Below are 23921 nucleotides of genomic sequence, written 5' to 3'. Positions count from 1 at the left end.
CACTTGCAAAACAGTCTTTGCCGTCATGCTATGCCGTAAAGGCAGGAGCGGTTTCACTACTCATTGATTTCAGGTCAACGAAAATCGGATTTCAGGAAATCCCGAAATGTGAGGCGGCAATACACCATTACCGCCTGTGAATCAACTCACCTCTGCAAGAAGTTCTGATTCAATTACGCCCGATACGCCCCAGATGTGTATCCTGAAACGCAGAGGCATATTTCAGCCCGTAGCCGAGTATCCGGTCGAATGCGATATGCGCCGCCCAGATCAGCGCATAAGGCCACAGCCAGTCCTGCCCTGACAAATGCATAATCAGGCCGAGCGCGGCAACGCCCAGAAAACTATGCCCTGCATTATAAACCAGCGCACCGGTACGATTGCCAAAAGCATAACCCGCCATAGTCAGATCCGGCACCAGAAACAGCGCTGCGAACAACCACCAGCTTGCTCCGCTTTGCGCGTAAAGCCACAAAACAATCAGAAAAACAGCTGCATATTCCGCACGTCTCAGAATCTGCATCATTTGCTCCTGTTCTGATAAGCCTCCCACAGATCGGGGCGGCGCTCACGGGTAATGCGCTTTGCTTCTTCCAATCGCCACTGATCGACAGCCTTATGATTACCGGACGTCAATACTGCCGGAATAGAGCGACCTTCCCATTCCTGCGGGCGGGTATAATGCGGATGCTCAAGCAGACCGGTTTCAAAACTCTCGGTTTCACCGGATTCATGATTGCCCATCACCCCCGGAATCAGGCGGACAATCGCATCAAGCAGCACAATCGCACCGGTTTCACCGCCGGAGAGAATGTAATCCCCGACCGATACTTCCATCAGATTGCGCGCTTCAATAACCCGTTCGTCCACACCCTCAAAGCGCCCGCAGAGAATCACTGCGCCCTCGCCGCTCGCCAGTTCGCGCACCAGATCCTGTGTCAGCGGCCTTCCGCGCGGGCTCATCAGAATACGCGGACGGTTGTCCTGCTCCAAACTATCAAGCGCTCTGGCCACAACATCCGGCTTCATCACCATACCGGCACTGCCGCCAGCCGGTGTATCATCAACCATCCGGTGTTTATCGGGGGCAAAATCTCTGATCTGCACAGTTTCAAGCTGCCATTTATCATCGCGCAAAGCGCGCCCTGCAAGGGCAGAGCCCAGCGGCCCCGGAAACATTTCAGGATAAAGGGTCAGGACAGAGGCTTTGAAAGTCATTACCGCGCCCATCCGTCATCATCAGTCTCAGGTGCGTCCGGCTCTTCACCTTCTTCATCCGCAGATGTGGAACCGTCATCAACCAGACCGGCGGCCAGCGGATCAATCAGGATCGCACCATCTTCCATCAGGATTTCAGGCACAGAAACCAAGGTAAACGGGATTAAAACCGGCTTTTTGCCGCTTTCTTTAATCTCCAGCACATCACCCCCGCCGAAATTAAACACAGCAGAGACTTTACCATAGGACACACCTGCACTGTCTCGCACGGCAAGACCGATCAGATCGGTGTAATAAAACTCGTCTTCATCCAGATCCTGCGGCAGTTGCGCATGATCCACGTAAAGCTCTTTACCGTTCAGTGCTTCCGCCGCATTGCGGTCATCCACACCGGCAAAGCGCACCACGACCACAGTTTTGCTCGGGCGGATCGACAAAATTTCATAGCTCTTGCCGGATGTATCATAGAGCAGACCATAGGAACCCAGATCCAGCGGGTCGCCCGTATAGGTTTTAACGCGCACTTCCCCTTTGATGCCATGAGCCGCGCCGATAACGGCGAGCTGAACCGGATTATCAAGATTTGCAACCCTCACTGGGCTGCCTTTTTTCTGAGAAGACATGAAAGACCTTAAACTGCGGCGGCAACGGTTCCGTAACCCGACCATGAGAAACTGTATTTTTATTAGGATAACCGGATTACAGATTCAATCCATGCAAACAGCCAAAACGGAAACCTCTAAAGCAGAATTTCTGATTATCGCCGCGCCGGACCTCAATCAGGCACGTCAGGACTGGCTCGGAAGCTTAGCCAACAGCCGGCGGCTGGCCGCCCATACGCTGGATGCCTATGAGCGTGATACACGTCAGTTTCTGCAATTCATGACCGGTCATCTCGGTATGCCACCGGCGCTGAAAGATGTCTCCGCATTGCGTATTGCAGATTTGCGCTCCTATCTGGCATCGCGGCGTAATGACGGTGCGGGTGCCCGCACACTCGGGCGCGGCCTTGCCGGTGTGCGCTCATTATTACGCTATCTTGAAAAACAGGGACTGGCCAATGCAGCCGGCGCCAGTGCCATTCGCGCTCCGCGCCAGCCCAAATCGCTGCCGAAACCTTTGACGGCCGATGCCGCTTTGCGGGTTGTCGACACGAAGCAGCAACTGGCGGAAGAACGATGGATTGCCGCACGTAATGCCGCTGTGCTCACTTTACTCTATGGCTGCGGCTTGCGTATTTCCGAAGCGCTTGGGCTGACGCCGGAAGCTGTAGCTGACACGACCGCCCGCTCGCTGACAATTCAGGGTAAAGGCGGCAAAAGCCGTCTCGTACCGCTGCTCCCTGCTGTCCATCAGGCGATTACCGAATATCGCCGCTTATGCCCCTTTGATTTAAGTTACAAAGCACCGCTGTTTCGTGGCGCTAAAGGCGGTGCGCTCCATGCAGGGATTATTCAGCGGGAAATGCAGAGAATGCGCACGGCTCTCAACCTGCCGGAAACCGCCACGCCCCACGCTCTGCGGCACTCCTTTGCGACCCATCTGCTGGCACGCGGCGGTGATCTGCGTACCATTCAGGAATTACTCGGCCATGCCAGCCTTTCCACCACACAGGTCTATACCGGCGTAGACACAGACCGCCTGCTGGAAATCTATGATAAAGCGCATCCTCGGGCATAAGACGCAGAAAATTGCTGATCTTTCTTGACAAGCATGTGATCAGCAGCGATTGACTTTGTTAAGTGTTTCAAACGGAAGCACCGTCATGAGAAGAAGACGATGCCGAACCAAAATAAAAAAGCTGACCAGATTAATCTGCACAGCCAAGCTGAAGAAGTTAAAGCCCTTCTGAACCAGCGCCCTGTGGTGCTTGTCGGGCTTATGGGAGCAGGAAAGTCCACCATCGGCAAAAAAATGGCCTCGATGCTGGAATTGCCGTTTTTTGATCTCGATACTGAAATCGAAAATGTCTCCCGTATGAGCGTTACCGAATTGTTTGCCTCCTATGGCGAGCCGGAATTCCGTGATCTTGAGCGCCGCGTTATGCAGCGTCTGCTGGAAGGCGGATCAATGATCCTTGCCACCGGCGGCGGCGCTTATATGAATGAACAGACCCGCGAGAATATTGCGTCTGCCGGTATTTCCGTGTGGCTGAATGCGGAACTGGATGTGCTGATGGAGCGCGTGCTGCGCCGTCATGATCGCCCGCTCTTGAAAAATGATGATCCCCGCGCTGTGATGCAGAAACTGATGACCGAGCGTTATCCGGTCTATGCCACCGCTGATCTGAGCATCATGTCGCGTGATGAGAAGCGCGAAGTAATTGCACAGGAAGTCATCACCTTGCTGCTCAATCATTTGCGCAATACAGAACCACACCAAGACTGAACACGAGTATCTCCCATGACATCTGCCGGAAACATCGCAACCGAAACCGTTCATGTATCTCTGGGAGATCGCTCTTACGACATTCTCATCGGCAGCGGCCTGATTGCCCGCGCCGGTCAGGAAATTGCCTCGCGGCTGCCGGGCATCCGCGCGGCCGTGGTCACCGATGAAAATCTGGCAAAGCTGCATCTGCCGGTACTGCTCAGCGCACTGGAGGCTGCCGGTATTACTGCTACACCGGTCGTGGTTGCAGCCGGTGAAAAATCCAAAGGCTTTGCCACTCTTGAATCTGTGACCAATGATATTCTCAAAGCCCGCCTTGAGCGCGGTGATGCTGTGATTGCTTTTGGCGGTGGTGTGATCGGTGATCTTGCCGGTTTTGTAGCCGGTATTGTGCGCCGAGGTATGAATTTCATCCAGATTCCGACTTCATTGCTGGCACAGGTTGATTCGTCTGTCGGCGGCAAAACCGGCATCAACACCGCTTACGGCAAAAATCTTGTCGGCGTTTTCAACCAGCCGCAACTGGTGCTGGCCGATACCGGTATTCTCGACACTTTGAGCAAACGTGAATTTGCTGCCGGTTACGCAGAAGTTGCCAAATACGGACTGATCGACCAGCCGGAATTCTTCGCATGGCTGGAAAACAACTGGCAGGATGTCTTTGCGGGCGGCGCAGCACGCCAGCACGCTATTGCCACCTCCTGCCGTGCCAAAGCAGCCGTTGTTGCCCGCGATGAGCGCGAAACCGGTGACCGCGCTTTGCTCAATCTCGGCCATACATTCGGTCATGCACTGGAAACAGCGACTAATTATGATTCTTCACGCCTCGTGCATGGTGAAGCCGTTGCCATCGGCATGGTACTGGCGCACCAGTTCTCCACACGTCTCGGTCTGATTTCAGAAGATATTGCTGTACGGGTTGAAAAGCATTTGAAAGCTGTCGGCCTGCCGGTTTCGATGAAAGAGATTGCCGGACTGCCTTCCGCAGATGTGCTGATGTCTTATATCGCGCAGGATAAGAAAGTCTCGCGCGGTTCGCTGACTTTCATTCTGACCCGTGGTCTCGGCCAGTCTTTCATTGCCAAGGATGTTAATGCTGCGGATGTACAGGCTTTCCTTGAAGACAAACTGGCCTGATAATTTTACACGATACTTAAAATAAACCGCTCGCAAATGATCTTTGCGAGCGGTTTTGTTTAAGCACTTATGGCTTGTGACACACAATGCCGACGAGCCGCCGTACCAGTGGCAGCACCAGCAACAATACCGGAAATGCCACGATCCACGACAAACCCCATGCGGGCATCCAATGCGTCAGAAGATCAGCCGAAAATCCGAGATTTTTCAGCGTGGCGATCAGCGAGACAACAAAAGTCATCAGCACCGAGAGAATAAACGGCATAACAACCGAAATATACCGCGCAGGAAGCTTTGGAAAAGCAGAAACAGAATTGGAAGATTGCATAATTTTATTCCGTAAAATTGCGATCTCACACATACACATCCGTCCTGTGATAACAGGAAAGCCGGTGTAAGACCGGAAAAGATGCGTTGCTTAACGTTAGACGCTTACGGAAGAGCCTCTGGCTCACTGCGGCTTCAATAACACCGGACTGCCGGTGAGACAAGTCTAAAACAGCACAGAAAAGAGCAACCGCCCGCATGCGATTGCTCCGGTATTGAGTATCAGGCCTGCTTGCGGCTGCGGCGGGTCGGTTCGCCCGGTGCACTCGGTTCCAGTGCAATAGCATGCAGACCGCTCTGCAATTCCTCATCCAGTTGCGCATTGATCGCACGATGACGGTCAACACGGCTCAAACCCGTAAATGCCTCTGCCACAATTACAACGCGGTAATGTGTTTCACCGGTACCGTCGAATACTTCTTCATGACCGCCGTCTGTATGGTGATGGCCGGCATGAAGATGGCTTTCATTGATGACATCAAGCAACACAGGCTGAAAAGCCTCAGATAGTTTTGCGGTAATCCGCTCTTGGCGCGTCAAAGGAATAGACATTCTGATCTCCTGCCCCCATATAGGGACTATGTTATGTGCATGCGTTACCATTCCGGTATACATAATGCAGCTAAATCCCGATTTCACGTCTGCTTCGACTCTCGGCCCCGCAGGGTTTGGTCATGCGTCGTGAAATGTCAATTCTTGTATCACCAGATCTGACCCCTTAATATTGATATCATGGCAACGAATTCAAAATTTTTTGACAGCATCCGTATTGGCACCCGTAAAGAAGATAAAAAACCGGCTGGCCCGCAATGCCAGTGGGAGGGTTGCGAAGAAATCGGCACGCACAAAGCCCCGGCGGGCGGTGCGCGTGAAGGACTTTATCTGCACTTTTGCATTAATCACGTCCGTGAATATAACAAAAATTTCAACGCCTTCTCAGGATTGAGCGACGAAGAAATCGCTAAGTTCCAGAAGAATGCGGCTGTCGGCGACCGCCCGACATGGACAACAACCAAAAACACAACATCGCGTCAGACTGCCAACCAGTTTGCCCGCATGCGCTCCGGTACAGCTGCCTATCACAATAAGATTCGTGATCCGCTGAACCTGTTTGAACAGACCCGTGCCCGCGCCGAAGCTGCGACCCCGACCAGACGCCCGCGTCCGCTCGAATCCAAGGCTTTTGCAACACTGGGCATTGCGGCAAATTCGACCAGTGACGAGATCAAATCGCGCTATAAAGAGCTGGTAAAACAGCACCACCCTGACGCCAACGGCGGCGATCGCGGTTCGGAAGAGCGTTTCCGTGAAGTTGTGCAAGCTTATCAATTGCTAAAGACCGCAGGTTTTTGCTAAACAGGCAAAGACTATTTCAGGGAGCACCGGAGAAATACCGGAGGAAGATAGTTTTCGCCCTCTGAAAACCTGTCTGTAACAAATACACCGGCACAGCATTTCAGGTCGTTTCACAGAAAAACCGGAACTGGCTATGTGGTAAAAACTGAGCCAAGACACTCAGAAACGGCCTTTAAGGCAAAGCAGCGCCGGCTTCTCTTCGGCTCTGTTGTAAAATAAAGAGATAGAGGGATTTTCCGCCACCGGAAAACAAGTAAACCCCTCTGAACATATGATGATATAGCGGCATGCAGGCGCCGCTCAGGAGGCATGATGAGCAAGGTTGATCTCGACATAACCAATATGCCGGACACAACTGTATCGGTGCGTGAAGTGTTCGGGATTGATTCCGATATGATCGTGCCCGCATATAGCAAAAAAGATCCGCATGTACCGGATGCAGATCCGGATTACATTTTTGACCGCCAGACAACCTTGGCGATTCTCGCCGGCTTTGCCTATAACCGCCGCGTCATGGTTTCCGGTTACCACGGTACCGGTAAATCCACCCATATTGAACAGGTTGCATCCCGCCTGAACTGGCCGTGTGTGCGTGTTAACCTCGACAGCCATGTCAGCCGTATTGATCTGATCGGTAAAGATGCCATCGTTGTTAAAGACGGTATGCAGGTTACTGAATTCAAGGACGGTATCCTGCCTTGGGCTTACCAGAACAATGTTGCTCTGGTTTTCGACGAATATGATGCCGGTCGTCCGGACGTGATGTTCGTGATCCAGCGCGTATTGGAAGCGTCAGGTCGTCTGACTCTGCTCGACCAGAGCCGCGTTATCAACCCGCATCCGGCTTTCCGCATGTTTGCGACTGCAAACACTGTTGGTCTCGGCGACACCACCGGTCTTTACCACGGTACCCAGCAGATCAACCAGGCGCAGATGGATCGTTGGTCGATTGTTACCACGCTGAACTATCTGCCGCATGACAATGAAGTTGAGATTATTCTCGCCAAATCCAAGCATTACCAGAATGCGGAAGGCCGTGAGATCGTCTCGAAAATGGTTCGCGTTGCCGACATGACCCGTCAGGCTTTCATCAACGGCGATCTGTCGACCGTGATGAGCCCGCGTACTGTGATTACATGGTCTGAAAATGCCAATATTTTCACCGATGTCGGCTTTGCATTCCGCTTAACCTTCCTGAACAAATGCGACGAACTGGAACGTTCCATCGTTGCTGAGTTCTATCAGCGTGCTTTCGGCGAAGAACTGCCGGAATCAGCGGTTAATGTCGTTCTCGCTTAAAGCGTAAATATAACGTCCCCGTATCTCACGGGGGCGTCTCGCTTCATTGTGACGCGAAATAAGGTTAAGTTCTTCTGATATAAGGCAGTTTCATCATGGCAGGCCCCGGCGATAACACACGCGAACGTCCTAAAGGTCCGGTCGATTCCGAACCTTTCAAACGTGCGGTCACAGCCTGTGTGCGCGCAATCGCCGGAAGCAATGAATTTGAGGTTGGTTTCAGCCATGACCGTCCGGCACTGACCGGCAATCATGCCCGCCTGCCAGATTTGCCAAAACGTCCGACTGCCGACGATATTTCCATCATCCGTGGCCTTGGCGATTCCATGGCACTGCGTCATGCCCGTCATGATCCGCGCATTCACGCGCAGCTAGCGCCTCAGGGGCAGCAGGCACGCGCCATCTATGATGCGGTTGAACAGGCACGCGTTGAAGCCATCGGTGCACTCGCTATGGAAGGCGTGGCAAGCAATCTCTCAGCAATGCTGGCAGACAAATACAGCCGCGCCAATTATTCCGCGATCACCTCGCGCGATGATGCACCGATCGAAGAAGCTATTTCTCTACTCGTCCGTGAAAAACTCACCGGCTATCGCCCGCCTGTACAGGCAGGCAATGTGGTTGAGCTGTGGCGCGACTGGATTGAAGACAAAGCCGGTGACCGGCTTGAAACCCTTGGCGACCGCCTGAACAGCCAGCAGGATTATGCGCGACTGGTGCGTGAAATGCTGGTTGCACTGGATATGGCTGAAGAGCTGGCCGAACCGTCTGAAAGCGACGACGAAGAAAGCCAGCAGGAAGAACAGGCCGATCCGGAAGAATCACAGGAAGGTGCATCGGAAGAAGATGCAGAAAACCAATCCGGTGACGGTGACAGTTCTGAAGATACCAATGATGACCGCGAGCGCGGTGATCTGGAAGCTGAAGATGCTGCCTATGAAGATGCGGATGATGGCGAAGAAGAAGATGCGGAAACACCGGGCGAAGCACGCCGGTCAAACCAGCCTTTTGCCGATTTCGACAAACATAATGATTACAAAGTTTTCACCCGCGAATTCGACGAAATTGTAGAAGCAACGGATCTTTGCGACGATGCGGAGCTGGAGCGTCTGCGCGGCTTCCTCGACAAGCAGCTTGCAAATCTGCAGGGTGTTGTCGGACGCCTCGCCAACCGTCTGCAGCGCCGTCTGATGGCACAGCAGAATCGTTCATGGTTGTTCGATCTGGAAGAAGGTCACCTCGACAGTGCCAAGCTGGTGCGCGTGGTGATTGATCCGACTCAGCCGCTGTCGTTTAAAACCGAACGCGATACCAATTTCCGCGATACGGTTGTCAGCCTGATTATCGACAATTCCGGTTCCATGCGTGGTCGTCCGATTACTGTTGCGGCAACCTGTGCCGATATTCTGGCGCGCACGCTGGAACGGTGCGGTGTGAAGGTAGAGATTCTCGGCTTTACCACCAAAGCGTGGAAAGGCGGCCAGTCACGTGAAGCATGGCTGGATCGCGGTAAACCTGCACAGCCGGGTCGTCTGAACGATCTGCGTCATATCGTTTATAAGAGTGCAGACGCCCCGTGGCGCCGTGCACGACGCAATCTCGGCCTGATGATGCGTGAAGGCCTGCTGAAAGAAAACATCGACGGTGAAGCGCTGATGTGGGCACATCAGCGTATGCTCGGCCGCCCTGAACAGCGCAAAATCCTGATGGTCATTTCCGATGGTGCGCCGGTGGATGATTCGACCCTGTCGGTTAATCCGGGCAATTATCTGGAACGCCATCTACGTGCCGTGATCGACGAGATTGAAAACCGTTCACCGGTTGAACTGATTGCGATTGGTATCGGCCATGACGTGACACGCTATTACCAACGCGCTGTGACAATTGTTGATGCAGAAGAACTGGCCGGTGCCATGACTGAACAGCTCGCATCGCTGTTTGACGATCAGGAGCAGCCAAAGCGTGGTCGCGGCAGAGGCTAGAGCGCCGTGTGCCATAATTGGCACACAAAGGTCGCTCCAACACTTTGAAATCAGAGAATAAACTCAATCAAAAATAAAATGCCTCCCGTACAGGTCACCCTGCGGGAGGCATTTTTTTATGACCTTATTCGAAAATTTATCGAGAAGCCGGTTTAGCAGCATCGGATTTGCCGGCACCATAGATTGACGGTGCAAACAGCGCCAGAATCGCCCCGTAAGGCACCAGCATCACCACACTCATCAGCACCTTGATACCGAAGTCACCAAGCGCCAGTGACAGCCACAGCGGCATAGTCAGACCAAACCACTGTACCTGATCAATCATGGAGCTATCGGCAAGGCCGAAAGCCGTATCAAGCACTGCAAAAGGTGCCGCAAAAGCCAGCGAGAAGAACAGAATCGTATCCAGAACTGACCCGCACAATGCTGCCGCTAATGGCGCTTTCCACCAGCGCAAACGGCGCAGGCGGCTGAACACACTGATATCAAGCAATTGCGCGAACAGAAACGCACTTCCTGAGGCCACAGCAAGGCGCGGGCTGGCAAGCCAGATCGACATGATCACACCCAGCGCGAAACCGGCATAAACCACTTGGCGGGCACGCTGGGGGCCAAAGCGACGATTGGTCAGATCATTGACCAGAAAGGCAAACGGATAGGTAAAGGCGCCATAAGTGAGAATTTCCTGCAAACCCAGATAATGCACGGGATATTGCACGAGAATATTGGAGGCGGCGACAGCCGCACACATGGCAAGAACGGGAAAAATCAACGCTTTTAAAGCGGAATTATGCTGTAACGGCATTTTTTTATCCTGGGTAATGGAACCAGCAAAAAGGCCGGATAAACCGGCCTTTAGCAAACTAAATCTGGTCGCAACCGGAATTAAGCAGCAGCTTCAGCCAGCTTCTTAGCAACCTGACGCTTCAGCAGACGTGCGCGCTGTGACAGCTCGTTGTCTGAAGATTTTGCAAGGAATGCATCCAGACCACCGCGATGCTCTACGGAACGCAGTGCATGTGCAGTAATACGCAGACGGTAGCTCTGGCCCATTGCATCGGACATCAGGGTTACATTGCAAAGATTTGGCAAATAACGGCGACGCGACTTGTTGTTCGCATGGCTTACATTGTTGCCGTAGAGGACCGCTTTACCGGTCAGTTCACAAGCGCGGGACATTGGTCTCACCTTCAAAATTCTGTTTCAGGCCCCGGCACAAATACCCGATACCGTCTTCGCTTCAAGCATAATCAATATAAAATTGATATGTCTCGGCGCGCAATATCGGACAGCGGCCCATTGGGAAAGTCGGGTTTCTATAGTGAAAGCAGCCGTTGTCGTCAAGCCGTTTCAGCCGATTACAGCGCCAATGACAAGGAATTGACTGTCTTTGACCCCATTTTGCCGCTTTTATCATAGAATTAGCGGGCACAAAAAGAACCTGTGCTGCGGTTTCAGGCCTATAGGACTGTAATATCCGCTCAGGTGAGTCTCAAGGGAGATGCGCATGCCATTGACTGTTAAGGCTGCAAATACACAAAAAAACGCAGGTACAAAACGACTGCTGACGATGGCTCTGCTCTCAGCCGCGTCGTTGATGTCTGGTACTGCATTCGCTGCTGATTCCGGCTATCGCACGGAATACGGAATTTATATTTTTGGTATGACAATTGCGCGTTCTGAGATGACCACCAGAATAACCGATACCAGCTATGCGCTTGACGGTAAGTTCCACAGCTCCGGAATTGCCAAGATTTTTGACAGCACCAAAGGCTCCATCAACATTAACGGCACAATGCTCAAACAAGGCTCTGCAGCAACAGTACAGCCGGTCTCCTATCTGACTACCTATCGGAGTGGCAAAAAACACAAGCGCACATCTATCAATTTCAAAAACGGCTCAGTCAGCAGCTATGATAACCAGCCGTCGATCAACAAAGTGGAACCTTGGGCAGAGCTGGGTGCCAATGATCTGAAAGCCGTTTTTGATCCGATCAGCTCGATGATGATCACAAGCCCGTCAGCTGCTGCGGTCTGTAACCGGACTTTACAGATTTTTGACGGACAAACACGCGCACAAATCCGGCTAAGTCCGGCTGGTACCGAGCGGTTTTCAATCAAAGGCTTTGATGGCACTGCAATCACCTGCAATGCCAGATTTGTGCCGGTCTCAGGCTATGAAAAAGATAAAAAATCCGTGCGCTATCTGGCCGATAAAAGCAAAATCACGATCAGTTTTGCCTCACTGAATACGGACAACCAGGGTGCCGGTATTTATGCGCCTGTCGCTGCCAGTGTCGGCACACAGATCGGTACAGTCAAAGTGCGTGCAACACGCTTTGAAAAGACAAAATAGCACTCTGACGACCTAAATATTCAAGCGGAGATGGCATTCAACCGAAATGCTCTCCGCTTCAGATCAGTGATTACTCACCCATCAGCTTATGAATGCGATCAAGATATTGTTTGCCAAAGGCGATGTGTGCCGGATTGATACCCTGCAGCTCGTCAACAATCTGCTCTTCATCCTCAGCTTCCACAGCGCTCACGCTGCTGACCAGTGCAAAATAACCGTAGATATAATCCTGCGCTGTCAATCCGTGCTTTTTCAGCACATCCATCACTTTAGGCTGTTTTTCAATACGGGCAGCCAGTGCCTTCGGAGAGTGATCGCCGGTACCGGCTTCATCATTACTTTGGCCCGACATATCGATTGTATTAAGCTCCGCCTGTGCCGCTTCCATCTTCGTCAGGAATGCTTCATCCAGCGGATAATTGTTTACCTCAGCCGGTACCTCCGGCTTGGCCATTTCCGAAAAACTTTGTGCGAATGCCTGATTGTCTGTCAAAGGCAAGTCAGCAAGACCAGCCATTGCTAAAAAAGACCCAGCCATCAATGTAAGAGCCGGACGACGGAACAGACAGATCATATTCATTACCCTTACCAAAATTGGCTTATATCAGAAGTGGTCTTTGCGTTTGCGCAGTTCCGCAAAGATCTGTAATTCACTGGCATCTTCCATCCCAAGCCGTTTAGCAATCGCACTGTCATGCGTGCGTAAAAACGGATTGGTAGCCATTTCCAGGCCGATACTGGTTGGCAAAGTCGGCATGCCTTCTGCCCGCAGCCGTTCAATCTCGCGACCACGTTCTTTCAGTGCCGGATTACCGCCATCCACATCCAGCGCAAACCGCAGATTGCTCAGTGTATATTCATGTCCGCAATAGACTTTCACATCCACCGGCAGCAAGGCCAGTTTTTGCAGCGATGCATACATATCCGCCGGTGTACCTTCAAACAGACGGCCGCAACCAAGCGCGAATAGAGTATCGCCGGTGAAAACAACCTTTGCCTGCGGCAGATAATAGCTCACCTCTCCCGCTGTATGACCGGGTGTGGCAATCACCTGTACTTCGAAACTGCCAAACTGAAACGTGTCGCCGTCTTTGACGCCGCGATCTGAACCCGGAATTTTCTCCGCAGAAGGCCCTGTGATCTTGGCACCATATGCGCGTTTCAATGCTTCATTGGCATCAACATGGTCGAAATGATGATGCGTGGTAAAAATATAATCGAGCTTCCAGCCGCGACGCGCCAAAGCAGAACGGATTGCCAGCTCTTCCGGCGCATCAATTGATGCCGTCAGTCCGGTTTCCGGATCATGAATCAGCACGCCGAAATTATCTTCACGACAATAGAATTGTTCAATTTCAAGACGAGCCATCATAGTGCTCCCGCTTATTTTTTATCCGCAGATGTTGCGCCGTCTTCCGTACCCCACGGTACCAGAGAATGCTTTTTGATCAGCGGCAACTGGAACATTGTAAAGGCAATGGTCAGCGGCATCACGCCCCAGACCTTAAAGGTAACCCATGCATCGGTGGAAAAGTTCCGCCATACAATTTCATTGATCGCTGCCAACACAAAGAAAAACAAACCCCAGCGTAATGTCAGCTTGCGCCAGCCTTCTGCATCCAGTTTGAAAGCCTGATCAAACACATAGCCGAGAAGCGCTTTACCAAACAACAATCCGCCGAGCAGAATCACGCCAAACAGGCTGTTAACGATGGTTGGTTTCATTTTTATGAAAGTATCATTGTGCAGCCACAGGGTCAGCGCGCCAAAAACCAGCACCACAATCCCCGAAACCAGCGGCATGATCGGCAGGCTGCGTGTCATGATCCAAGATACGACCAGCGCAATCACTGTGGCGGCCATAAACAAGGCTGTAGCGATAAAAATCGGCTGACCGATCTGTGCCAATACCGGAAAACGCTCAACCAGCCAGTCACCACGGGAATTGGCAAAGAAGAAGATCAGCAAAGGCCCCAGTTCCAGAGCCAGCTTCAACAGTGGCGGAACTTCTTTACGCTGCGGGTCAGACGGGTCGCGTTCAAAAATCTGATCGTTCATCGTGCTTCTCCCGCAATTGCTCCGGCAAAATCCTGCGCTGTAAACGGCTCAAGATCATCAATCTGTTCACCGACACCTACAAAATAGACCGGCAATTTATGTTTGGCGGCGATCGCCACCAGAATACCGCCACGGGCGGAACCATCGAGCTTGGTCATCACCAAGCCGTTCACACCGGCAATATTCTTGAAAATCTCTACCTGATTCAGCGCATTCTGACCGGTGGTTGCATCCAGTGTCTGAAGCACCGTATGCGGTGCTTCCGGATCATGTTTGCCAAGCACACGCACAATCTTAGCTAGCTCTTCCATCAACTCGGCTTTGTTTTGCAAACGACCGGCCGTATCAATGATCAGCACATCGCTGCCGGCATCTTTAGCCTGTTGCCATGCATCAAAGGCAAGACCTGCCGCATCGGCACCAAGCTTGGAAGACACAACCGGTGAACCGGTACGCTCACCCCAGATATGCAATTGCTCAATCGCTGCCGCACGGAATGTATCACCGGCAGCCAACATCACTTTCAAACCGCCTGCGGTGAGTTTGGCCGCGAGCTTACCGATTGTTGTCGTTTTCCCTGTACCGTTCACGCCAACCACAAGAATGACATGTGGTTTATGGGACAGGTCGAGCTCAAGAGGCTTTGCCACCGGCACCAGAACTTTTTCGATTTCAGAGCGCATAATGCTGCGGACTTCATCTGTCGAAATATCTTTGCCATAGCGGCCGGATGACAGGCTGTCAGTAATGCGCATCGCGGTTTCCAGACCAAGATCGGCCTGAATCAACACATCTTCCAGTTCCTGCAACGTATCTTCATCCAGCTTACGCTTGGTGAAAATACCACCGATCGAATCACCAAGCTGCTGTGACGAGCGCGATAAACCGCTGCGTAACCGCTCGAACCATGACTGTTTCTTTTCCGGCTCAGCTTCAACAACAACCGGCTCCTGTTTTGCTTCAACCGCTTTGCTGACAGTCACTTTCAACGGCTTTGGCGCAGGAACCACATCTGCATCGGTGAATTTTGGTTCTGTTTCAGGAAAATCCGGTGTCAGTTCAACAGTTGCCGGATCAGCAATCACAGGCTGCGACAACAGCTCTTCAACTTTTTCCAGAACCGTTTCATGAGGTGGCTCTTCCGCCTGCAGCTCTTCTGCGTCAGCAGTCTCATCCTGCTCCGGCGTATCATAAACCGGTTTCAGCTCTATAGTTGCGGGATCGGCAATCACGGGCTGGGAAAGCAGCTCTTCGATCTTTTCCAGCACAGTCTCATGATGCGGCTCAACAGGCGCATGTTCTGCTGCAACCGGTGCGCCCTCTTCCGCTAAAGGCGACAGGACTTCCTCTGACGGGGCGGAAGATGCCTCTTCCTTTTTGCCGAAAGAAAAAATCTTTTTTATAAAACCCATAGCCATGAATACAGCGCTTCTTATTTTCGAATGATAATTAGATATTTTGCGGAACAGCCAGCAGCTTGTCACCATCATGACCGGAGATCATGCGGCTGACAATCTGTCCCGCGCTCAGATCGTCCGTATTCAGCCCTGTCAGCGTAAAGCCCTCTGTCCTGCCCAAACCATCCCGCTCCACGAGAATATTCTGCACAGTGCCTTTGAGATTTTCCAGATGCAAGCGATAAGCCGCATCACCGGCAACACGCAGACGGGCAGCCCGTTCCTTAATCACTTCACGACGCAATTGCGGCATGCGCGCGGCAGGCGTGCCCTCGCGCGGACTGTAAGGGAAAACATGCAGATGACTGAGGCCGCATTCCTCGACAATACGGATAGAATTCTGGAACATCTCTTCCGTCTCGGTCGGGAAACCGGCGATAATATCCGCACCAAATACGGCATCCGGACGAAGTTTACGCACATCCTCACAGAAACGGATAGAGTCATCACGTAAATGGCGGCGTTTCATCCGCTTGAGGATCATATTATCCCCTGACTGCAGTGAGAGATGCAGATGCGGCATCAGACGTTTTTCATTGGCCAGAGCTTCCATCAGGTCTTCATCCGCCTCGATTGAGTCGATTGAGGACAAACGCAGACGCTGCAAATCCGGCACCTGAGATAAAACGGTTTTCACCAGTTTGCCAAGACGCAAATTCCCCGGCAGATCAGGCCCGTAGGAGGTCATATCCACGCCGGTCAGCACCACTTCCGCATAGCCGTTGCCGACCAGTCTTTTGACCTGCTCAACCACGCCGCCCATCGGGACAGAGCGGGAGTTACCACGGCCATAAGGAATAATGCAGAAAGTGCAGCGATGATCACAGCCATTCTGCACCTGCACAAAAGCACGGGCGCGGCCTTCAATCGCATCCACCATATGGCTGGCGGTTTCGCGCACTTCCATAATGTCGTTGACGCGAACCTTCTCAAACTGGTTCACACCAAAGTCCGGTAACATGCGGTAGGAATTGGATTTCAGTTTTTCTTCGTTACCGAGAACCAGATCAACCTCGTCCATCGCGGCAAAATCATCAGCACCCGTCTGCGCTGCACAACCGGTGACGATAATACGGGCTTCCGGATTATCACGACGTGCCTTACGGATCGCCTGACGAGCCTGACGCACCGCTTCCGCCGTAACTGCACATGTATTGAAAATAATCGCGCCGTTTTCCAATGTGCCGAGACCGGCCTCATCAGCTTCGCGTTTCATCACTTCGGATTCATAAGTATTCAGCCGGCAGCCGAATGTTACAACCTCAACCGCCATAATCAGGCACCTTCTGCTGTTGTGTCTTTTGCCCAAAGACCTGTTGCCGGATCAAACTGCCCCGAAAACTCCCATTCAGCCGGTCCTGTCATTAAAACATGATCATCATCGCGCCAGTCGATCTGCAATAGCCCGCCCGGAACAATGACTTTTACATTGCGCCCTGTGCGGCGCGTGCGCGCTGCCGATACACCAGCGGCGCAGGCAGCAGAGCCGCAAGCACGCGTCAATCCGACACCACGCTCCCAGGTGCGGATTGTCAGCTCATCTTGTGCCGTGACCTGCGCGATAGAAATATTTGCCTTTTCAGGAAAGATCGGATGATTTTCCAGCAATGGGCCGAATTTATCCAGCTCATAGGACCAGACATCCTGATCGACCCAGAAAATTGCATGGGGATTGCCCATCGACGCCACAGACGGCGAATGCAGTACCGGTGCATCAATCGGCCCTACCTGCAATTCGATCATACGGGTATCACGAAACTCTTCTGCCAGCGGGATTGCCTGCCATTCGAAATGCGGCTTGCCCATATCCACACGGATCTGCCCGTCCGGCAATTCCTCTGCCAGCAGCAAGCCTGCCAGCGTTTCAAAAGTGAATTGCGATTTACCGGTCTCCGCAGCCAGCGCCTGCACCACACAACGGGTACCATTACCGCAAGCCTGCGCTTCACTGCCATCGCAATTAATAATGCGGATATAATAATCTGTACCCGCCGTTTTCGGATCATGGATCGCCATGATCTGATCAAAGCCGGTCTCAGCATCAGCATTCAATGCGCGTGCGGCATCAGGCGTGATCCGGTCACTCCGGCCACGCATATCCGCCACAATAATTTTATTGCCAAGGCCATTCATTTTGGCAAAAGCTGCATTGACTGACATAGCTACAGACATAGTTTCACATTTAAATAAGAACCGGATCAAAGCGAAAAGACAGCCTGATACGGTATAAAACGGCAAATGACGTTCATCCCGGATGTTTTGCCTTAAAGCACCGCCTTAAAACTGTGAAGCACTTTCCGGATGCGATACAGGCTCTATATGGCGGAACTTATCTCAAATTGCCAGTATATGCCCGCCGGTTTCAAAAAGCCGTGATACATTTTTGTCTCAAAAAACCAACATCAGAGGCAGATCTAGCCTTGGCCACAGGACAAAATATGGTTATCCTTTAATATATAATTTGTTTAAACAGCCTGTTCGGCCACGTTTTTCCGCTCTACTATTATGCAATCACCGGCATAAAATGAGAGACGGAAGCCAGAAATTTGCACTATCCTGCTCATTTCCCATTTGTTCAATAATTCCTTTTGAATCCAAAATGGTCTAAACTGCGCCGAATTGTGCTTCAATATTGACCTGAAGACGGAACTGTTTCACTGATTCCCGTCACAAACCACCATAATTAAGGAGATGGGTATGGGAGTTTCTAAGATTGGCCTGCTCGGACTTGCAGCCGCCACCATTCTCGCAGGCTGCCAGAGTTCGCGCTTTGACAATATGGCCAGTAACACTCCCCCGCAGGCTCAGCCTGCTCCTTTGCGTCCTGCACCAACGACATCGGTTCAGTCCGGTTCATTGAATGATGTGAACTCATCGCAGTTTCCGGCAAACCCGAATGATATGAACGCGCAACCGCAGGGCAATACACAGGTTGCCAGTCTGCCACCTGCATCATCCGTAGACCTGACACCGGGCAAAGTTGCCGGTGTGTGGAATGCTTCGCTTGCCGGTCAGAGCTGTAAAGTTGCAACCCCGCAGACCAAATTCGGTCAGGGTTATCGCGCGGGTCCGCTGCGTTGCCCGGGCGAGCTTGCCAACCTGTCCTCATGGTCGGTTAACGGCAAACAGCTGGTTCTCTATGATGCAAATGGCGGCACAGTTGCTTCGCTTTATTCGTCTGCTGACGGTCGTTTTGACGGTCAGACATCCGGCGGCCAGCCGATCAGCCTGTCCCGTTAAGATTTGCTGACATTTCGAAATCATAAAAGCTGCAGACACAATCTGCGGCTTTTCATTTATAGAACAGCGCCTGAATAAGCCCGAATGAGGTTGTCATGTCTTTCAATGAAACGCTGAAAGCCTATCCGTCCGTATCAGAACGCTACGACTCTCTGGCTTCTGCCGGCGATATTGAAGCTGATCCGCAGCAGCAAATTCTTGCAAAGCGCTTTGATGCCTTGATTGAAGCCATTTGCAGCAAGCGTCTTTCGCGTAAATCCAGCGCTTTGGGCTGGTTGTTCGGTAAATCCAAAAAAGTAGCTGAGCCGATTAAGGGCTTATATATTCATGGTGAAGTCGGTCGCGGCAAAACCATGCTGATGGATATGTTCTTTGAGTTACTGCCGGTTGAACGCAAACGCCGCGCACATTTCAATGATTTCATGGCTGATGTTCATGAGCGTATCAATGCCCATCGCCAAGCCTTGAAACGCGGTGAAACCAAACAGGAAGATCCGATTCCACCGGTTGCGGAAGCACTGGCACAGCAGGCATGGGTCTTGTGTTTTGATGAATTCACAGTGACCGATATTGCCGATGCCATGATCCTCTCCCGCCTGTTCTCAGCGCTTTTTGAGCGCGGTGTGGTGCTGATCGCAACCTCCAATGTGGCACCGGATAATCTCTATCCGAACGGGCTGAACCGCCAGCTGTTCATGCCGTTTGTCAGTATTCTTAAAACCCGCGTAGACGTAATTAATCTGGATTCACGAACTGATTACCGTCTTGAAAAGCTCGACCGCCAGCCGGTCTATCTCACGCCGCTTGGTGCTGAGAGTGATGCCAAGATGGATGAAGCCTGGAAGATTCTGACTGAAGGCCGCAGGGAAACATCGGTTACGATTGATTTTCGCGGTCGTAAGATTGTGCTGAACCGGACTGTTGGTGATGCTGTCCGTGTTACTTTTGATGAGCTCTGTGCCAAACCGCTGGCTGCTGCCGATTATCTGGCAATCATGGCGCGTTTCCGCACCATGTTTATTGATCATGTGCCAGTACTTGATTTGAGCCGCCGCAATGAGGCCAAACGCTTTATCCTGCTGGTCGATACACTTTATGACCATCGCGCCCGTGCGGTGATCAGCGCTGCTGCCTCTCCTGACCAGCTCTATATCGCCTCAAGCGGTACAGAAGCATTTGAATTTGACCGTACCGCATCACGTCTTTTCGAGATGCAAAGTGCCGAATATCTGGAAGCATTTGAGACAAATGAATCAGATGCAGTGCGGGTAACCGCCTGAAGAACGCATGAAAACCGCGTGCAATTGGCCAAATTCACTGATCGTCACTATTTTGTGACGATCATGGCCTAATTTATGCCGGTGAAGGGAATCATAACAGCACTTATGATTCAACAAATAAGCATTCCGCAATCGGGCTGACTGTAAGCCATTCTGAATAAACAAAAATCAGCTGTAAGCGGACAAAAATCCGGGAAAATTCCTCTTCCTGTTTTCACCAGATGAAACGGGGGAAATATTCGGCTTTTGTCAAAAATGATTTACGTTTACGTAAGAACTTATTTAGCTAAACGATTGAAATAATTAAATACAAATTTATTAGTTGAGTTATTTTGAAAACGGGCATATCGACCATACAGCGTAATGGCCTCTGCGGGCAGAACTGAACGAAAAGCTCAAGCAGAGGTTAAGCTGTTTTAGTTAGATTTTAGATCAGGGAAGTAACCAGCATGGCTCGCAATAAAATTGCTCTCATCGGTTCAGGCATGATCGGCGGAACGCTCGCCCATATGGCCGGTCTCAAAGAGCTCGGTGACATTGTGTTGTTCGATATCGCCGAAGGTACCCCGCAGGGCAAAGGCCTCGATATCGCTGAATCCTCACCGGTTGACGGTTTCGACGCAAAGTTCACCGGCGCTAATGACTATGCTGCCATCGAAGGCGCAGACGTTGTTATCGTAACCGCCGGTGTACCGCGCAAGCCAGGCATGAGCCGTGATGACCTGCTGGGCATCAACCTGAAAGTCATGGAACAGGTAGGTAGCGGCATTGCCAAATACGCACCTGATGCTTTCGTGATCTGCATCACCAACCCGCTCGATGCGATGGTATGGGCTCTGCAGAAATTCTCCGGTCTGCCAGCAAACAAAGTTGTCGGTATGGCTGGCGTGCTTGATAGCGCCCGCTTCCGTTACTTCCTCGCTGAAGAATTCAACGTTTCCGTTGAAGACGTCACCGCATTCGTTCTCGGCGGTCACGGCGATACCATGGTTCCTTCAAGCCGCTATTCGACTGTTGCCGGTATTCCTCTGCCGGATCTGGTCAAAATGGGCTGGACCACACAGGACAAACTCGACAAGATCATTCAGCGCACCCGCGACGGTGGTGCTGAAATCGTCGGCCTGCTGAAAACCGGTTCGGCTTACTATGCGCCAGCCGCTTCCGCTATCCAGATGGCAGAATCCTACCTCAAGGATAAGCGCCGCGTTCTGCCTGTTGCCGCTCACCTGACCGGCCAGTACGGCGTTAAAGACATGTATGTCGGCGTACCAACCATTATCGGTGCGAACGGCGTAGAACAAATCATCGAAATTCAGCTCGACAAAGAAGAACAGGCCGCATTTGAGAAATCAGTTGCTGCAGTTCAGGGTCTTTGCGACGCCTGCATCGCGATTGCACCTAATCTGAAATAAGCACCCGTAATTTAAAGTTCTGGGATGTATCGGGGCGCTTTTCCCAAAAGTGGCCCCGAACTGCTCTCTGGAACTTCATATAAAAATCACGAAACCTGTCTATCAACGCAAGTTGAAACCACAGTTTTCAGGGCGCCTTACAAAGGACAACCAGATGAACATTCATGAATATCAGGCTAAGCGCCTGCTCCACTCCTACGGCGCACCGATTGCCAATGGCGTGGCTGTATACTCCGCTGAACAGGCTGAAGAATGGGCAAAGACCCTTCCTGGCCCGCTTTATGTGGTCAAGAGCCAGATCCACGCCGGTGGCCGCGGTAAAGGTAAGTTCAAAGAACTGCCTGCCGATGCTAAAGGTGGCGTACGTCTAGCCAAATCCATCGAAGAAGTTGTTGCCAACGTTAAAGAAATGCTCGGCAACACTCTGGTGACCAAGCAGACCGGCCCTGCCGGCAAGCAGGTTAACCGTCTGTACATCGAAGATGGTGCGGATATTGACCGTGAACTGTATCTCTCCCTGCTGATCGACCGAAGCAACGGCCGTCCGGCATTCGTTGTCTCCACCGAAGGTGGCATGGACATTGAAGCTGTTGCGGAAGAAACACCGGAAAAGATCATCAATGTTGCAATCGATCCTGCCAAAGGCGTGACCGATGAAGACAATGCGAAGCTCGCAGACGCTCTGAAGCTCGAAGGCGAAGCCCGCGCAGATGCAATCGCTCTGTTCCCGGTTCTCTACAAAGCTTTTGTTGAAAAAGACATGAGCCTGCTGGAAATCAATCCACTGATCGTCATGACCAATGGTCGTGTACGCGTGCTGGATGCCAAAGTGTCCTTCGACGGCAATGCTCTGTTCCGTCATCCTGACATTCAGGAACTGCGCGATCTGTCGGAAGAAGACGAAAAAGAAATCGAAGCTTCCAAGCATGATCTGGCTTATGTTGCCCTCGACGGTAACATCGGCTGCATGGTCAATGGTGCCGGCCTTGCTATGGCAACCATGGACATCATCAAGCTTTACGGCGCAGAACCGGCAAACTTCCTCGATGTTGGCGGCGGCGCTACCAAAGAAAAAGTAACTGCTGCATTCAAGATCATCACTGCTGATCCAGCTGTTGAAGGTATCCTCGTGAACATCTTCGGCGGCATCATGAAATGCGACGTTATCGCTGAAGGCGTGATCGCAGCTGTTAAAGAAGTTGGCCTTAAAGTTCCTCTGGTGGTTCGTCTCGAAGGCACCAATGTTGAGCTTGGCAAGAAAATCATCAACGAGAGCGGCCTGAATGTTATTTCAGCTGACGATCTCGACGATGCAGCACAGAAAATCGTTGCTGCAGTGAAGGGAAATTGATCCATGTCTATTCTTGTAAACAAGGACACCAAGATTCTCGTTCAGGGTCTGACCGGTAAGACAGGTACTTTCCACACCGAACAGGCGCTTGCATATTACGGCACCCAGATGGTTGGCGGTATCCACCCTAAAAAGGGCGGCGAAACCTGGACCGGTTCCAAGGGCGAAAATCTGCCGATTTTTGCAACTGTTGCTGAAGCTAAAGAACGTACCGGTGCAGACGCATCCGTAATCTACGTTCCGCCTGCAGGTGCAGCTGATGCCATCATCGAAGCCATTGAAGCTGAAGTCGGCTTCATCGTCTGCATCACCGAAGGTATTCCGGTTATGGACATGGTTCGTGTGAAAGAGCGTCTGGAACGTTCAAAATCACGTCTCCTCGGTCCTAACTGCCCGGGCATCCTGACCCCTGAAGAATGCAAAATCGGCATTATGCCAGGTAACATCTTCAAAAAAGGTTCGGTTGGCGTTGTTTCCCGTTCCGGTACACTGACCTATGAAGCTGTGTTCCAGACCTCCAATGAAGGTCTCGGCCAGACAACCGCTGTTGGTATCGGCGGCGATCCGGTTAAAGGCACAGAATTCATCGACGTGCTGGAAATGTTCCTCGCAGACGACAACACCAAATCGATCGTTATGATCGGTGAAATCGGTGGTTCGGCTGAAGAAGAAGCAGCTCAGTTCCTCAAAGACGAAGCCAAGCGCGGCCGTTCAAAGCCAATGGTTGGCTTCATCGCCGGTCGTACCGCTCCGGAAGGCCGCACCATGGGTCACGCCGGTGCTGTTATCTCCGGTGGCAAGGGCGGCGCTGAGGACAAGATTGCAGCTATGGAAGAAGCCGGTATCCGCGTTTCCCCATCGCCTGCACAGCTCGGCAAAACACTCGTTGAGGTTCTCAAAGGCTAATCCCTTGGAACTCCGACAATATTGGCAGTCGCTATCAGCGACTGCCTCTAAAAAGCCCTGTTCATGGCCCAAGGCACAGCCAGCCCCGAACCGGGTGATTAAAATGAAACTTATGCCCGTTTCTATTGGAAATCAGTTTTAAAACACTACT

Annotated in this window: 25 protein-coding genes; 12 read left to right on the top strand and 13 right to left on the bottom strand. The window is 51.8% G+C overall.

Annotated elements, in window-relative coordinates; translation table 11 throughout:
* Nucleotides 1-169 precede the first annotated feature (169 nt).
* Genes DFR47_RS08045 through rimM form a run of 3 tightly spaced genes read right to left on the bottom strand, consistent with a single transcriptional unit; the run spans nt 170 to nt 1841 of the window.
* The gene (locus tag DFR47_RS08045) at nt 170-523 is read right to left on the bottom strand and encodes a DUF4260 domain-containing protein (RefSeq protein ID WP_113943827.1); all 354 of its coding nucleotides are present in this window, start codon (nt 521-523) and stop codon (nt 170-172) included.
* Complete coding sequence (gene trmD, locus DFR47_RS08040) at nt 523-1218, bottom strand: tRNA (guanosine(37)-N1)-methyltransferase TrmD (RefSeq protein ID WP_113944003.1); 696 nt, start codon at nt 1216-1218, stop codon at nt 523-525. The genes DFR47_RS08045 and trmD overlap by 1 nt, the downstream gene beginning before the upstream one ends.
* Complete coding sequence (gene rimM / locus DFR47_RS08035) at nt 1218-1841, bottom strand: ribosome maturation factor RimM (RefSeq protein ID WP_113943826.1); 624 nt, start codon at nt 1839-1841, stop codon at nt 1218-1220. The genes trmD and rimM overlap by 1 nt, the downstream gene beginning before the upstream one ends.
* Nucleotides 1842-1932: 91 nt before the next feature.
* Between rimM and DFR47_RS08030 the strand changes: the two genes are divergently transcribed.
* The 3 genes from DFR47_RS08030 (at nt 1933) to aroB (ending at nt 4746) form a co-directional block, all read left to right on the top strand.
* A complete protein-coding gene (locus DFR47_RS08030) occupies nt 1933-2898 on the top strand; it encodes a tyrosine recombinase XerC (protein ID WP_113943825.1) in 966 nt (321 codons plus the stop codon).
* 99 nt (nt 2899-2997) lie between these two features.
* On the top strand, nt 2998-3606 hold the full coding sequence (locus tag DFR47_RS08025) for a shikimate kinase (RefSeq protein ID WP_113943824.1): 609 nt from the start codon (nt 2998-3000) through the stop codon (nt 3604-3606).
* A 15-nt stretch (nt 3607-3621) separates the two neighbouring features.
* Nucleotides 3622-4746: a 3-dehydroquinate synthase gene (aroB, locus tag DFR47_RS08020; RefSeq protein WP_113943823.1), complete on the top strand. Its 1125-nt coding sequence runs from the start codon at nt 3622-3624 to the stop codon at nt 4744-4746.
* A 67-nt stretch (nt 4747-4813) separates the two neighbouring features.
* On the opposite strand, the gene DFR47_RS08015 is transcribed toward aroB, so the two are convergent.
* Complete coding sequence (locus tag DFR47_RS08015; RefSeq protein WP_113944002.1) at nt 4814-5074, bottom strand: DUF2798 domain-containing protein; 261 nt, start codon at nt 5072-5074, stop codon at nt 4814-4816.
* 221 nt (nt 5075-5295) lie between these two features.
* The gene (locus tag DFR47_RS08010) at nt 5296-5625 is read right to left on the bottom strand and encodes a BolA family protein (protein WP_113943822.1); all 330 of its coding nucleotides are present in this window, start codon (nt 5623-5625) and stop codon (nt 5296-5298) included.
* 180 nt (nt 5626-5805) lie between these two features.
* On the opposite strand from DFR47_RS08010, the gene DFR47_RS08005 reads away from it, so the two are divergent.
* From DFR47_RS08005 to cobT, 3 genes are all read left to right on the top strand, one after another.
* Nucleotides 5806-6429 carry a J domain-containing protein gene (locus tag DFR47_RS08005; protein ID WP_113943821.1) on the top strand — a complete coding sequence of 208 codons (624 nt, stop codon included), beginning with the start codon at nt 5806-5808 and terminating at the stop codon, nt 6427-6429.
* A 312-nt stretch (nt 6430-6741) separates the two neighbouring features.
* Nucleotides 6742-7728, top strand: coding sequence for a cobaltochelatase subunit CobS (cobS, locus tag DFR47_RS08000; RefSeq protein WP_113943820.1), 987 nt, complete (start codon nt 6742-6744; stop codon nt 7726-7728).
* Between the two features lie 95 nt (nt 7729-7823).
* A complete protein-coding gene (gene cobT, locus DFR47_RS07995; RefSeq protein ID WP_113943819.1) occupies nt 7824-9710 on the top strand; it encodes a cobaltochelatase subunit CobT in 1887 nt (628 codons plus the stop codon).
* Between the two features lie 136 nt (nt 9711-9846).
* Here the strand turns inward: cobT and DFR47_RS07990 are convergent, their stop codons facing one another.
* Together DFR47_RS07990 and rpmB are read right to left on the bottom strand one after the other, a co-directional pair.
* Nucleotides 9847-10515, bottom strand: a complete 669-nt coding sequence (locus DFR47_RS07990) for a VUT family protein (protein WP_245416483.1) — start codon at nt 10513-10515, stop codon at nt 9847-9849.
* Between the two features lie 80 nt (nt 10516-10595).
* The gene (gene rpmB / locus DFR47_RS07985) at nt 10596-10889 is read right to left on the bottom strand and encodes a 50S ribosomal protein L28 (protein ID WP_113943818.1); all 294 of its coding nucleotides are present in this window, start codon (nt 10887-10889) and stop codon (nt 10596-10598) included.
* Nucleotides 10890-11217: 328 nt separating this feature from the next.
* Here rpmB and DFR47_RS07980 point away from each other — a divergent pair, with 328 nt between their 5' ends.
* The gene (locus DFR47_RS07980; protein WP_170137456.1) at nt 11218-12066 is read left to right on the top strand and encodes a DUF3108 domain-containing protein; all 849 of its coding nucleotides are present in this window, start codon (nt 11218-11220) and stop codon (nt 12064-12066) included.
* A 70-nt stretch (nt 12067-12136) separates the two neighbouring features.
* Here DFR47_RS07980 and DFR47_RS22085 read toward each other — a convergent pair whose 3' ends face one another.
* From DFR47_RS22085 to dapF, 6 genes are read right to left on the bottom strand one after another with little or no spacing between them, the layout of a single operon-like run.
* On the bottom strand, nt 12137-12646 hold the full coding sequence (locus tag DFR47_RS22085) for a hypothetical protein (RefSeq protein WP_245416482.1): 510 nt from the start codon (nt 12644-12646) through the stop codon (nt 12137-12139).
* Between the two features lie 24 nt (nt 12647-12670).
* Complete coding sequence (gene gloB, locus DFR47_RS07970) at nt 12671-13438, bottom strand: hydroxyacylglutathione hydrolase (RefSeq protein ID WP_113943816.1); 768 nt, start codon at nt 13436-13438, stop codon at nt 12671-12673.
* An 11-nt stretch (nt 13439-13449) separates the two neighbouring features.
* Entirely contained in the window at nt 13450-14124 is a 675-nt protein-coding gene (locus DFR47_RS07965; RefSeq protein ID WP_113943815.1) for a septation protein A, read from the bottom strand.
* A complete protein-coding gene (ftsY, locus tag DFR47_RS07960) occupies nt 14121-15542 on the bottom strand; it encodes a signal recognition particle-docking protein FtsY (protein ID WP_113943814.1) in 1422 nt (473 codons plus the stop codon). The genes DFR47_RS07965 and ftsY overlap by 4 nt, the downstream gene beginning before the upstream one ends.
* Nucleotides 15543-15573: 31 nt before the next feature.
* Nucleotides 15574-16854 (bottom strand): tRNA (N(6)-L-threonylcarbamoyladenosine(37)-C(2))-methylthiotransferase MtaB, encoded by a 1281-nt coding sequence (gene mtaB / locus DFR47_RS07955; RefSeq protein ID WP_113943813.1) that lies wholly within the window; start codon nt 16852-16854, stop codon nt 15574-15576.
* 2 nt (nt 16855-16856) lie between these two features.
* Nucleotides 16857-17741, bottom strand: a complete 885-nt coding sequence (gene dapF / locus DFR47_RS07950) for a diaminopimelate epimerase (protein ID WP_113943812.1) — start codon at nt 17739-17741, stop codon at nt 16857-16859.
* A 537-nt stretch (nt 17742-18278) separates the two neighbouring features.
* Between dapF and DFR47_RS07945 the strand changes: the two genes are divergently transcribed.
* From DFR47_RS07945 to sucD, 5 genes are all read left to right on the top strand, one after another.
* A complete protein-coding gene (locus DFR47_RS07945; RefSeq protein ID WP_113943811.1) occupies nt 18279-18821 on the top strand; it encodes a protease inhibitor Inh/omp19 family protein in 543 nt (180 codons plus the stop codon).
* A gap of 95 nt (nt 18822-18916) precedes the next feature.
* Nucleotides 18917-20101, top strand: a complete 1185-nt coding sequence (gene zapE, locus DFR47_RS07940) for a cell division protein ZapE (protein ID WP_113943810.1) — start codon at nt 18917-18919, stop codon at nt 20099-20101.
* Nucleotides 20102-20550: 449 nt separating this feature from the next.
* Complete coding sequence (mdh, locus tag DFR47_RS07935) at nt 20551-21513, top strand: malate dehydrogenase (protein WP_113943809.1); 963 nt, start codon at nt 20551-20553, stop codon at nt 21511-21513.
* Between the two features lie 154 nt (nt 21514-21667).
* Nucleotides 21668-22864: an ADP-forming succinate--CoA ligase subunit beta gene (gene sucC / locus DFR47_RS07930; RefSeq protein ID WP_113943808.1), complete on the top strand. Its 1197-nt coding sequence runs from the start codon at nt 21668-21670 to the stop codon at nt 22862-22864.
* Between the two features lie 3 nt (nt 22865-22867).
* Nucleotides 22868-23770: a succinate--CoA ligase subunit alpha gene (sucD, locus tag DFR47_RS07925; protein WP_113943807.1), complete on the top strand. Its 903-nt coding sequence runs from the start codon at nt 22868-22870 to the stop codon at nt 23768-23770.
* Nucleotides 23771-23921: the final 151 nt, after the last annotated feature.

Source organism: Pseudochrobactrum asaccharolyticum (genome assembly GCF_003314995.1).
GTDB classification, from domain to species: Bacteria; Pseudomonadota; Alphaproteobacteria; order Rhizobiales; family Rhizobiaceae; genus Pseudochrobactrum; species Pseudochrobactrum asaccharolyticum.
The sequence above is the reverse complement of the archived record's forward strand: the minus strand, read 5'-3'. Positions and strand labels throughout refer to the sequence as shown.